Genomic DNA, 11,181 nt, shown 5'->3' with positions numbered 1-11,181 from the left:
GCGAAGCTGGCCGACTCGGCCCCCGAGCTGCGCCAGCCGTGGCCGCGGGAGGCCCGCGACGAGCTGCTGGCCCTGCTGGGCACCGGCACGGGCCTGATCGACGTGGTCGAGGCGCTGGACCGCACCGGCCTGTGGGGCAGGCTCTTCCCCGAGTGGGGCGCGGTGCGCGACCTGCCGCCCCGCGACGCCGCGCACACGTGGACGGTGGACCGGCACCTGGTGCAGGCCACCGCGCACGCCGCCCGCCTGGTGACCGGGGTGTCGAGGCCGGACCTGCTGCTGCTCGGCACGCTGGTGCACGACATCGGCAAGGGCAGGCAGGCCGACCACTCCGAGGTCGGCGCGGCGATCACCACCCAGATAGCCGAACGGCTCGGCCTGTGGCCGCAGGACGTCGCCACGCTCACCGCCATGGTCCGCCACCACCTCCTGCTCCCGCACACGGCGACCCGCCGCGACGTGGAGGACGAGGCCACCGTGCGCCGCGTGGTGGACACCCTCGGCGGCGACCCGGTGCTGCTGGAGCTGCTCTACGCGCTGGCCGAGGCCGACGCCGTGGCGACCGGTCCCGGCGTGTGGTCGGACTGGAAGGCGTCGCTGATCAGGGACCTGGTCGCGCGCTGCCGCACGGCGATGGCGGGCGACCCGCTGCCCAAGCCCGAACCGCTGGACCAGCGCCAGCAGGACCTGGCGCGGGCCGTGCTGGCGAGCGGCAGGCCGGACGTGCTGATCGACCGGAACGACCACGGCGCCGCCGTCACGGTCGTCGCGCCGGACCGGCCGGGCCTGCTCTCCCGCGCCGCCGGCGTGCTCGCGCTCAACTCCCTCGAAGTGCACGCCGCCACGCTGCGCTCGCACAGCGACCCGTCCCTCGGGGTGGCGGCGGTCGACGTGTTCACCGTGTCGCCCAGGTTCGGCTCGCTGCCGGACGTGACCCTGTTGCGCGAGCAGCTCACCAGGGCCGTGGACGGCTCCCTCGCGCTGGCCGACAAGCTCGCCGCGAAGGAGCGCGACTACGGCGGCCCGCCGCAGGACCCGCCACCGCCGAAGGTGCTCTGGTTCGACGACGAGTCGACCGGCTCGGTGGTGCTGGAGCTGCGCGCGGCGGACCGGATCGGGCTGCTGCACCGCGTCGCGGACGCGCTGGAGCAGTCCGGTGTGGACATCGTGTGGGCGCGGGTGTCCACATTGGGCTCCACGGTCGTCGACTCGTTCGCCTTCACCGCACCGGACGGCATGGGCGTCGACCAGCGGCGCCGGATCGAGCGGGCGGTGCTGTCGGCGGCGCGGTGACGTCCCGGGAGTTGCGTAGGTCTACGCACAACCGACCACGGGGGCTCACGCTGCCGACGGACCCCCGCCGCGGGGGAAGCTGTGAGCCGTGGCGAGGGGTCCGCTCGGGGAGGGGACGGACCGGGGGGAACGCCACCACCGGGCGATCGGGAGCGGCTCGTCGAGGGGTTGGGCCGCCCCCGATCGCACCGGAACTCGTGGACGTCCGAAACGTCTCTTTAGTATGGATGCGATGACCGCTGTCGCCGTGAGGCCGTGCTCGCTGATCGTGCTGGCCGGTCTGCCGGGGGCGGGCAAGTCGACGCTGCTCGCCACCGTCGACACGGGTGGCGAGCCAGCCGTCGTGCTGGACTCCGACCAGGTGCGGGCGGCGCTGCGCGGCGTCTTCCCGCGAGCCGTGCCGTACCGCCTCTACCGCCCGTTGGTGCACCTGGTGCACCGGACCCGCATCCTGTGGTTCGCGCTCACCGCGGGCGGCCTGCTGCTGGTCCACGAACCGTCCACCCGCCCGACGACCCGGGCCGGCCTGGTCGCGGTCGGCCTGCTCACCAACCGGCCCAGGCACTTCCTCTGGTTGGACGCGAGCCCGGAGGAGGCGATGTCCGGCCAGGTCACCCGGGGCAGGGTGATCCGGTCCCGGTCGTTCGCCCGGCACGTGCGCCGCGCGGCCAGGCTGCGGACCCGCTTCGCGGCGGGCGTGCCACCGCGCGGCTGGCAGGGCCTGACCCTGCTGACGCGGCGCGACCACCTGCGGCTGTCCGTGGGGCCGGCGTGAACGGCTACCCTGAGGGCTGAGGAACCCACCGACGACGTGCGAGGTCTGGCGGCATCGTGTTCAACACCCTTTCCGACCGGCTCACCTCGGTCCTGCAGAACCTGCGGGGCAAGGGGCGGCTGTCCGAGGCAGACATCGACGCGACCGCGCGCGAGATCCGGGTCGCGCTGCTGGAGGCCGACGTCGCGCTGCCCGTGGTGCGCACGTTCATCGCGAAGGTCAAGGAGCGCGCCAAGGGCAGCGAGGTCAGCCAGGCGCTGAACCCGGCCCAGCAGGTCGTCAAGATCGTCAACGAGGAGCTGGTCGGCATCCTCGGCGGGGAGACCCGCAGGCTCTCCCTGGCGAAGAACCCGCCGAGCGTGATCATGCTCGCGGGCCTCCAGGGTGCCGGCAAGACGACCCTGGCGGGCAAGCTCGCCAAGTGGCTCAAGGGCCAAGGCCACACCCCGATGCTGGTCGCCTGCGACCTCCAGCGCCCCAACGCGGTGACCCAGCTCCAGGTGGTCGGTGAGCGCGCGGGCGTGCCCGTGTTCGCGCCCGAGCCCGGCAACGGCGTGGGCGACCCGGTCGACGTGGCCCGCAGGGGCATCGAGGAGGCCAAGCGGGCCCAGCACGACATCGTGCTGGTCGACACCGCGGGTCGCCTCGGCGTCGACGAGGAGATGATGCGCCAGGCCGTGGACATCAGGGCGGCCATCCGCCCCGATGAAGTGCTGTTCGTGGTCGACGCGATGATCGGCCAGGACGCGGTGAACACCGCGACCGCGTTCCGCGACGGCGTCGGCTTCACCGGCGTGGTGCTCACCAAGCTCGACGGCGATGCCCGCGGTGGCGCCGCGCTCAGCGTCCGCGAGGTCACCGGCCAGCCGATCCTGTTCGCCTCGAACGGCGAGAAGCTCGAGGACTTCGACGTCTTCCACCCGGACCGGATGGCGAGCCGGATCCTGGGCATGGGCGACATGCTCACCCTGATCGAGCAGGCGGAGCAGGCGTTCGACGCGGACCAGGCCGAGGCCGCCGCGATGAAGATGGGCTCCGGCCAGCTCACGCTGGAGGACTTCCTGGAGCAGATGCTCGCGCTGCGCAAGATGGGCCCGATCGCGAACCTGCTCGGGATGCTGCCCGGCGCGGGCCAGATGAAGGACCAGCTCGCCAACCTGGACGAGAAGCACCTGGACCGGGTGCAGGCGATCATCCGCGGCATGACCCCGGCCGAGCGCGACGACCCGAAGATCATCAACGCCTCCCGCCGGCTGCGCATCGCCAACGGCTCGGGCGTCCGGGTCAGCGACGTGAACGACCTGGTCAACCGGTTCTTCGAAGCGCGCAAGATGATGAGCCAGATGGCCGGCCGGTTCGGCCTGCCCGGCGGTGGCAAGAACAACCGCAAGGGCAAGGGGAAGAAGGGCAAGAAGGGCAAGGGCCGCGGCCCCACGCCGCCGAAGGTGCGCGGCGGGTTCCCCGGCATGCCCGGCATGCTGCCCCCCGGGATGCCCGGCATGCCACCCCAGGGCGGCGGGCACGAGCTGCCGCCCGGCCTGGGCGGTCTCGACCAGCTCCCGCCCGGCTTCGACCCGTCGAAGCTGAAGTTCGGCAAGTGACCGGCCTGCACCTGCGGGGCGTGGTCCTCCCCGAGGGCGGCGACCCGCGGGACGTCTGGGTGGTCAACGGGCGGATCCGCACCCGGCCGGTGCCGGGCGCGACCACCGTCAGCACCGGCGGCTACCTGGTGCCCGGCCTGGTCGACGCGCACTGCCACGTCGGCCTGGGCCCGAAGGGCGTGGTCGAGCTGCCCGAAGCGGTGGACCAGGCCCTCACCGACCGCCGGACGGGCACGCTGCTCATCCGCGACTGCGGCTCGCCGCTGGATACCCGCCCGCTGCAGGAGCGGCTGGACCTGCCCCGGATCATCCGCGCGGGCAGGCACCTGGCCAGGCCCAAGCGGTACATCAAGTACCTGGGCGTCGAGCTGGAGGACCCCGCCGACCTGCCGGCCGCCGTCGCGGAGCAGGTCGCGGCGGGCGACGGCTGGGTCAAGCTGGTCGGTGACTGGATCGACCGGTCGACGGGCGACCTCGCGCCGCTGTGGACCGAGGACGTCCTCACCGAGGCGATCAAGGTCGCGCACGAGAACAAGGCCAGGGTCACCGCGCACGTCTTCGGCGAGGACGCGCTGCCGGCCCTGCTCGACGCGGGCATCGACTGCATCGAGCACGGCACGGGCCTGACCGACGACACGATCGCGCAGATGGCCCGCAACGGGACCGCCCTGGTGCCGACGCTGATCAACATCGAGAACTTCCCGAGCATCGCGGCGGGCGCGGACAAGTACCCGGGCTACCAGAAGCACATGAACCACCTGCACGCGCGCAACACCGCGACCATCGCCAAGGCGGTCGAGGCGGGCGTCCCGGTGTTCGCGGGCACGGACGCGGGCGGCGGCATCGAGCACGGCCGGATCGTGGACGAGGTCAAGGCGCTGCACGGGGTCGGCATGACGCCCGTCCAGGCCCTCGGCGCGGCCTCCTGGGCGGCCCGTGAGTGGCTCGGCTTCCCGTCGCTGACCGAGGGCGCGGCGGCCGACGTCGTGGTCTACGAGACCGACCCGCGCGAGGACCTCGACGCCCTGCGCCACCCGAAGCTGGTCATGCTGCGCGGTCGCATCCACGGCTGACGCCGAGCGGGGGAGCAACCGCCCGGCGTCCGTTCGGTGGTGCGCCGCCACCGCGGCCCCGGCACGGTTCACCCACCTCGCCGTCGCCCGATCGGGGGTGACCCGCGGCCGGCCACGCAGGCCCCGGACCAGGAGGGAAGCCCGTTCCCGGGTGGCCGGGCGGGAATTCTTCCGCCACCCGGTCACGGTGCTGCCGCCGTCAGGGTGATCTTGACCCGACTCGGGCGGCACCACGACCCCGCGGACCACTACGTTCGGACGAGTGGAGGAACAGCGGGACCAGGACACCGGCCGGGCGCACTGGGGTTTCCTCGCGTTCTTCACCGGCCTGGCCGGCTACCACCTCGCGATCCTCGTCTTCACCGCCGCGACGGCCGACCACTTCGCCGAGGTGGACGTCACCGACCCGCCGGTCCTCGGCCCGCTCATGCTGCTGATCTTCCTGCCCAACGTCCTGCTCGGCCTCGGCCCGGTGGTCATCTCGTGGCGCCGGGGCGCCGGGCCGAGCCGCGACTTCGGCCTCGTGCCGACCCTGCGCGACCTGAAGGTCGGCCTGGCCGCCGGTGGCGCGGCGCTGCTGGCCGCCTGGCTGCTCGGCGCGCTGCTGCTGCGCCTCAACCCGGACCAGTCCAGCTCGCTGGACGAGATCGCGGCCCTCTCCGGCGGTCGCACGATCTGGCTCGCCGCGGCGGCGCTGTTCGTCTTCCTCGGTGCGCCGCTGACCGAGGAGCTCCTCACCCGCGGCGCCCTCTGGCAGGCGCTGGCCCACTACAAGATCCCCAGGACCGCGATCCTCGCGCTCACCGCCGTCGTCTTCGCGTTCCTGCACCAGGAGAGCTGGCGCGTGCTCATCCTGTTCGCCCAGGGGCTCGCCATCGGCGCGGCGCGGATGGTCACCGGCCGGGTGGCCGCCAGCGTCGTGGCCCACGCGGCCAACAACCTGCTGCCGGCCGTGTACCTGTACACCGGCTGACTAGGGTGGATGGCTGTGACACGATCGGATGAGAGGCTGCCGGGCCTGATCGCGAGCGTCCGCGCGGTCGGGAGGGAACCGGAAGCGGTGCACGACGGCCAGCGGTGGGGCTTCGGCGCGTTCCTGCTGGTGGAAGCCGTTTTCATTCTCAGCGCGGTGTTCATCACCGCGGTGGCCCGCACGTCGGGGACGGACCTCGGCTCCTCGGTGACGTTCATCCTGGTCGGCTCGATCGTCCCCACGGTGCTGGCCGCGGCCGTCGCCGTCACGATCACCTACGTGCGCGGCAACGGCCCGTTCCGGGACCTGCGGCTGGCCTGGGACTGGGCCGACGTCAAGGTCGGACTCAAGCTCGGTGCGATCGGCCTGCTGCTCACCTACGCGGCCGCGCTCGTCTGGTCCCGGGTGGTCGGGGACAAGAACGCCACCTCCGCGATCGGGGAGCTCGTCGACGGCGCGGGGCTGCCCCTCGCCGCCGCCGTGGTGATGTTCGTCTACGTGTGCTTCCTCGGCCCGGTCTGCGAGGAGATCATCTACCGCGGCCTGCTGTGGGGCGCGATCGAGCGGCAGCGCTGGAGCCGGTGGGCGGCGTTCGTGCTCACCACGCTCATCTTCGCCGCCGGCCACCTCGAACCGCTGCGGACGTCGCTGCTCATCGTCATCGCGCTGCCCATCGGCATCGCCCGGCTCATCACCCGCAGGCTCACCGCGAGCGTGGTGGCGCACGTGGTCAACAACTTCCTGCCCGGATTGACCCTCCTGCTCGTCTCGATCGGGGTGATGCCCGCGTGAGCGCTCGCCCGATCGACCTCAACAGCGACCTGGGCGAGGGCTTCGGCATCTGGCGCCTCGGTGACGACGAAGCCCTGCTCGGCGTCGTGACCAGCGCGAACGTCGCCTGCGGCTTCCACGCGGGCGACCCGTCGACCATGCGCCGGGTGTGCCGCCAGGCCGCGGCCGCCGGCGTGGCGGTGGGCGCGCAGGTGTCCTACCGCGACCTGGCCGGCTTCGGCCGCCGGTTCATCGATGTCGACCCGTCCGAGCTGGCCGACGAGGTGCTGTACCAGGTGGGCGCGCTGGACGCGTGCGCCAGGGCGGCCGGCACGGCGGTCGAGTACGTGAAGCCGCACGGCGCCCTCTACAACGCCACCGTGCACCACGACCGGCAGGCGCGGGCCGTGGTCGAGGGCGTGCGGGCGTTCGGCGACCTGCCCGTCCTCGGGCTGCCCGGCTCGCGGCTGCTGCACCACGCCGAGCGGGCGGGCCTGCGCCCGGTGCGGGAGGCGTTCGCGGACCGCGCGTACACGCCGGAGGCCACGCTCGTGCCGCGCACCCGCCCCGACGCCGTGCTGACGGACACCGACGCCGTCGTCGCGCAGGTGCTCCGGCTGGCCGAGCGCGGTGAGCTGGTCGCCGTGGACGGCACGGTGCTGACCGCGGAGGTCGACTCGATCTGCCTGCACGGCGACACCCCGGGCGCGGTCGCGCACGCGAGGGAGGTCCGCGCGGCGCTGGAGCGCGCGGGCGTCCCCGTGGCCCGATTCGTCGCGCGCTAGGGGCGTCTGGCAGAATGGTCGGTTGTCCGCCGAGGTCGGTCCCTCTCACCGTGCCATGGCGCCCCAGACACCTGGGCTTTCACCACCCGTGCCCCACTCGGGTGAGGACTGCCCGCACCTGAGCACACGAGAGCACGAGGAGCACCCACACCCGTGGCCGTCAAGATCAAGCTTCAGCGGCTTGGCAAGATCCGTCAGCCGTACTACCGGATCGTCGTCGCCGACGCCCGCACCCGCCGCAACGGCAAGGCGATCGAGACGATCGGCAAGTACCACCCGAAGGAAGAGCCGTCGTTCATCGCGGTGGACAGCGACCGCGCGCAGTACTGGCTGGGTGTCGGCGCGCAGCCGACCGAGTCGGTGCAGCGCCTGCTGGAGATCACCGGTGACTGGCAGAAGTTCAAGGGCCTGCCGGGCGCCGAGGGCACGCTGAAGGTCAAGGAGCCGAAGACCAGCAAGGCGGACCTGTTCGCCGCCGCGCTGGCCGCCGCGGGCGACGCCCCGACGACCGAGGCGACGACCCCGAAGAAGAAGTCGGCCAAGAAGGCCGCCGACACCGAGTCCGCCCCCGAGGCTGCCAAGGACGAGGCGTGAGCTTGTTGGCTGACGCCCTCGAACACCTCGTTCGGGGCATCGTCGACCACCCGGACGACGTCCGGGTGAACCTGGTCACGACCCGGCGCGGTCGCACGCTCGAGGTGCACGTCCACCCGGACGACCTCGGCAAGGTGATCGGCCGCAGCGGCCGCACCGCCACCGCCCTGCGCACCGTGATGGCCGGCATCGGTGGTCGTGGCGTGCGCGTCGACGTGGTCGACACCGACCGCTGAACGCGCACATGGACGTCGTCGTCGGCCGCGTGGCCAAGGCGCACGGGATCAGCGGCGAGCTCGCGGTCGACGTGCGCACGGATTCACCCGAGACCCGCTTCGCCACGGGCTCGGTGCTGGCCGCGAGGCTGCGTGACGGCACGTCCCGCAACCTCACCGTCGCAGCCGCCCGGAACCACTCCGGGCGGCTGCTGGTGCGTTTCGAGGAAGTGCTGACCCGCGACGTGGCCGAGACGCTGCGCGGCACGCTGCTGCTGGGCAGCACCGAGGACCTGCCGCCGACCGGCGACCCGGACGAGTTCTACGACCACGAGCTCGAGGGGCTGACCGCCGAGCTGCTCGACGGCACGAAGGTCGGCACCGTGCTGGAGATCGTGCACGGCCCGGGCGGCGAGCTGCTGGTGGTCAAGCGCGAGAGCGGTGACGAGCTGCTCGTGCCGTTCGTGCGCGAGATCGTGCCCACGGTCGACGTGCCCGGCAAGCGCGTCGTCCTGGACCCGCCCGAGGGCCTGCTCGATGCGGATTGACGTAGTCACGATCTTCCCGGAGTACCTGGACCCGCTGCGCGCCGCGCTGCTGGGCAAGGCCATCGACAAGGGCCTGATCAGCGTCGGCGTGCACGACCTGCGCGACTGGACGCACGACGTGCACAAGGCCGTGGACGACAGCCCGTACGGCGGTGGTCCCGGCATGGTGATGAAGCCGCAGGTGTGGGGCGACGCGCTGGACGAGGTGTGCACCCCGGCCACCCGCCTGATCGTGCCCACGCCCGCCGGCCGGCCGTTCACCCAGCGGCTCGCCCACGAGCTGGCCGCCGAGGAGCACCTGGTGTTCGCCTGCGGCCGGTACGAGGGCATCGACCAGCGCGTGGTGGACGACGCGGCCCGTCGGGTGCGCGTGGACGAGGTCTCCATCGGTGACTACGTCCTGGTCGGCGGCGAGGTGGCCGTGCTGGTGGTCGTCGAGGCCGTCGTCCGCCTGCTGCCCGGCGTGCTCGGCAACCCGAAGTCGGCCGCCGAGGACTCGTTCTCCGACGGCCTGCTGGAGGGCCCGAGCTACACCCGCCCCGAGGTGTGGCGCGACCTCGCCGTGCCCGAGGTGCTGCGCTCGGGCAACCACCGTGCGATCGACCGGTGGCGGCGCGACCAGTCGTTGCGCCGCACCCGCGAGCGCCGCCCCGAACTGCTCGACGCGCTGCCCGAGGGCGCGCTCGACAAGCACGACCGCAAGCTGCTCGACGGGCTCGACCAGGAGCGGTAGCCAGGGCCGATTTCGTCCCGCCGCCCCTCGTCTGGCACACTGGACAGGTTGCTGCACCCGGTTCTACTCATCCGGCGTGCGCCAGGCCCGCCCCCGCGCGTGTGTGACATGAGTTCGGCCGCGCCCCGGGGGAGTACGCAATACACGTGAGGACGAGGACGGACCACCGATGAACACCCTGGACGCTCTTGACGCCCAGTCGCTGCGCTCCGACATCCCCAGCTTCCGGCCGGGCGACACGCTGAAGGTCCACGTCCGCGTCATCGAGGGCTCCCGCGAGCGGGTCCAGGTGTTCCAGGGCGTCGTGATCCGCCGCCAGGGCGGCGGCATCCGTGAGACCTTCACCGTTCGCAAGGTCTCGTTCGGCGTCGGCGTAGAGCGCACCTTCCCGGTGCACTCCCCGAACATCGCCGAGATCGAGGTCGCCACCCGCGGTGACGTCCGCCGGGCGAAGCTGTACTACCTCCGCGACCTGCGCGGCAAGGCCGCCAAGATCAAGGAGAAGCGCGAGGCCAAGCCGGCCTCCTGACGCCGGGCACACGCGGAAGCAGTAGCCTGCCCCAGTGGCAGATCCCGTGCACCGCTCCGCTGACGAAGACGATCAGGACCCTACGGCCGAGTCCACTCCGGACTCGGCCGTAGGCGACTCTCCGAAGAAGGCCAAGAAGAAGCCCCCGCTGTGGCGCGAGTTGCTCGTGCTCGGCGCGACGGCCCTGGTCCTCACGGTCCTGATCCAGACGTTCCTCGCGCGGGTGTACGTGATCCCGTCGCAGTCGATGGAGCAGACCCTCCACGGGTGCCCCGGGTGCAACAACGACCGGGTGCTGGTCGACAAGCTGGTCTACGACTTCGCCGACATCGAGCCGGGCGAGGTCGTGGTCTTCCGCGGCCCCGAGACCTGGGGCAACAACGACTTCACCTCCGGCCGCTCGGACAACCCGGTCGTGGCGGGCATCCAGCAGGTCGCCTCGCTGATCGGCCTCGCGCCCCCGGACGAGCGGGACTTCGTCAAGCGCGTCATCGCCACCGGCGGCCAGACGGTCCAGTGCTGCGACGACCAGCACCGCGTGCTCGTCGACGGCAAGCCGCTGGACGAGCCGTACATCTACTGGCAGCCCGGCACGTCACCGGAGAACCACGACCCGTTCGAGCCGGTCAAGGTCCCCGAGGGCTCCCTCTGGGTGATGGGTGACAACCGCACGAACTCCACCGACTCCCGCAAGCAGGGCGGCGGTGGCCTGGCCGGGGTCGTGCCGGAGGACAACGTCATCGGCAAGGCGCGGGTGATCGTGCTGCCGCCGTCGCGCTGGCAGGGCATCGGGGACCACAACCCGCAGGCCGTCGCGCTCGGCGCACCCGCGTGGCAGAGCGCCATCCCGGCGGGCGCGGGACTGGCCGCGGCGTGGCCGGTGCTGTTCTTCGGCCGCAGGTTGCGCAGGCGGTTGACCAGGGCCTCACAGGTCTGATCGGTACGCTGGGGCAGTGGTGGACGTCGCATCGTCACGGGGACCCTCCGACGAGGGGGACCCGGAGCACGAGGAAAAAGTCGAGCGGTGGCGTGCCGACGCGCGCAAGAAGACCAAGCGCAAGGGCTCGTTCTGGAAAGAGCTGCCGATCCTGATCGGTGTCGCGGTGGTGCTCGCGGTGCTGATCCAGTCGTTCCTGGCGAAGGTCTACATGATCCCGTCGGAGTCGATGGGGCCGTCCGTGGAGGGCTGGACCAAACGGGGGTAGGGGGGCCGGGGGGTGGTCGGCAAACGTACCAAAACAGAAAACGCGCCCCAGCCCCCGTACGGTATACTGGTACACGCTACCGCCAA

13 protein-coding genes and 1 pseudogene are annotated in these 11,181 nt (G+C 72.2%); all 14 read left to right on the top strand.

What is annotated here, in order from left to right; all coding sequences use genetic code 11:
- On the top strand, window positions 1–1,293 hold a 1,293-nt coding region (locus AB0G02_RS05360), incomplete at its 5' end, for an HD domain-containing protein (protein ID WP_360789699.1).
- Between the two features lie 232 nt (window positions 1,294–1,525).
- Window positions 1,526–2,068, top strand: a complete 543-nt coding sequence (locus AB0G02_RS05355) for an AAA family ATPase (protein WP_360789696.1) — start codon at window positions 1,526–1,528, stop codon at window positions 2,066–2,068.
- A gap of 56 nt (window positions 2,069–2,124) precedes the next feature.
- Complete coding sequence (ffh, locus tag AB0G02_RS05350; protein ID WP_360789693.1) at window positions 2,125–3,669, top strand: signal recognition particle protein; 1,545 nt, start codon at window positions 2,125–2,127, stop codon at window positions 3,667–3,669.
- Window positions 3,666–4,742 (top strand): amidohydrolase family protein, encoded by a 1,077-nt coding sequence (locus AB0G02_RS05345; RefSeq protein WP_360789690.1) that lies wholly within the window; start codon window positions 3,666–3,668, stop codon window positions 4,740–4,742. Before ffh ends, AB0G02_RS05345 begins: the two co-directional genes overlap by 4 nt.
- A 262-nt stretch (window positions 4,743–5,004) precedes the next feature.
- Complete coding sequence (locus tag AB0G02_RS05340) at window positions 5,005–5,715, top strand: CPBP family intramembrane glutamic endopeptidase (RefSeq protein WP_360789687.1); 711 nt, start codon at window positions 5,005–5,007, stop codon at window positions 5,713–5,715.
- A gap of 9 nt (window positions 5,716–5,724) precedes the next feature.
- Entirely contained in the window at window positions 5,725–6,507 is a 783-nt protein-coding gene (locus AB0G02_RS05335) for a type II CAAX endopeptidase family protein (protein ID WP_360789684.1), read from the top strand.
- Window positions 6,504–7,271: a 5-oxoprolinase subunit PxpA gene (locus AB0G02_RS05330; RefSeq protein WP_360789682.1), complete on the top strand. Its 768-nt coding sequence runs from the start codon at window positions 6,504–6,506 to the stop codon at window positions 7,269–7,271. The genes AB0G02_RS05335 and AB0G02_RS05330 overlap by 4 nt, the downstream gene beginning before the upstream one ends.
- A 153-nt stretch (window positions 7,272–7,424) precedes the next feature.
- Window positions 7,425–7,865: a 30S ribosomal protein S16 gene (gene rpsP / locus AB0G02_RS05325; protein ID WP_360789679.1), complete on the top strand. Its 441-nt coding sequence runs from the start codon at window positions 7,425–7,427 to the stop codon at window positions 7,863–7,865.
- On the top strand, window positions 7,862–8,101 hold the full coding sequence (locus AB0G02_RS05320) for an RNA-binding protein (protein WP_015104447.1): 240 nt from the start codon (window positions 7,862–7,864) through the stop codon (window positions 8,099–8,101). Before rpsP ends, AB0G02_RS05320 begins: the two co-directional genes overlap by 4 nt.
- 8 nt (window positions 8,102–8,109) lie before the next feature.
- On the top strand, window positions 8,110–8,628 hold the full coding sequence (gene rimM, locus AB0G02_RS05315; RefSeq protein ID WP_360789676.1) for a ribosome maturation factor RimM: 519 nt from the start codon (window positions 8,110–8,112) through the stop codon (window positions 8,626–8,628).
- Complete coding sequence (gene trmD / locus AB0G02_RS05310; RefSeq protein WP_360789673.1) at window positions 8,618–9,361, top strand: tRNA (guanosine(37)-N1)-methyltransferase TrmD; 744 nt, start codon at window positions 8,618–8,620, stop codon at window positions 9,359–9,361. The genes rimM and trmD overlap by 11 nt, the downstream gene beginning before the upstream one ends.
- Before the next feature lie 169 nt (window positions 9,362–9,530).
- The gene (rplS, locus tag AB0G02_RS05305) at window positions 9,531–9,890 is read left to right on the top strand and encodes a 50S ribosomal protein L19 (RefSeq protein ID WP_204844024.1); all 360 of its coding nucleotides are present in this window, start codon (window positions 9,531–9,533) and stop codon (window positions 9,888–9,890) included.
- A gap of 34 nt (window positions 9,891–9,924) precedes the next feature.
- The gene (gene lepB / locus AB0G02_RS05300) at window positions 9,925–10,827 is read left to right on the top strand and encodes a signal peptidase I (RefSeq protein WP_360789669.1); all 903 of its coding nucleotides are present in this window, start codon (window positions 9,925–9,927) and stop codon (window positions 10,825–10,827) included.
- A 16-nt stretch (window positions 10,828–10,843) separates the two neighbouring features.
- Window positions 10,844–11,077: pseudogene (locus AB0G02_RS05295) on the top strand (signal peptidase I); the annotation flags it as partial.
- Window positions 11,078–11,181: the final 104 nt, after the last annotated feature.

The organism is Actinosynnema sp. NPDC023658 (assembly GCF_040639995.1).
In the GTDB taxonomy this organism is placed as follows: Bacteria; Actinomycetota; Actinomycetes; order Mycobacteriales; family Pseudonocardiaceae; genus Actinosynnema.
This window is presented reverse-complemented; position numbering and strand designations above follow the sequence as displayed.

What these genes read in the sequence shown, in the direction of transcription:
- AB0G02_RS05355 (WP_360789696.1), top strand. Translation starts at nt 1,526, where the DNA reads ATGACCGCTGTCGCCGTGAGGCCGTGCTCGCTGATCGTGCTGGCCGGT.
- AB0G02_RS05335 (WP_360789684.1), top strand. Translation starts at nt 5,725, where the DNA reads ATGGCTGTGACACGATCGGATGAGAGGCTGCCGGGCCTGATCGCGAGC.
- rimM (WP_360789676.1), top strand. Translation starts at nt 8,110, where the DNA reads ATGGACGTCGTCGTCGGCCGCGTGGCCAAGGCGCACGGGATCAGCGGC.
- trmD (WP_360789673.1), top strand. Translation starts at nt 8,618, where the DNA reads ATGCGGATTGACGTAGTCACGATCTTCCCGGAGTACCTGGACCCGCTG.
- rplS (WP_204844024.1), top strand. Translation starts at nt 9,531, where the DNA reads ATGAACACCCTGGACGCTCTTGACGCCCAGTCGCTGCGCTCCGACATC.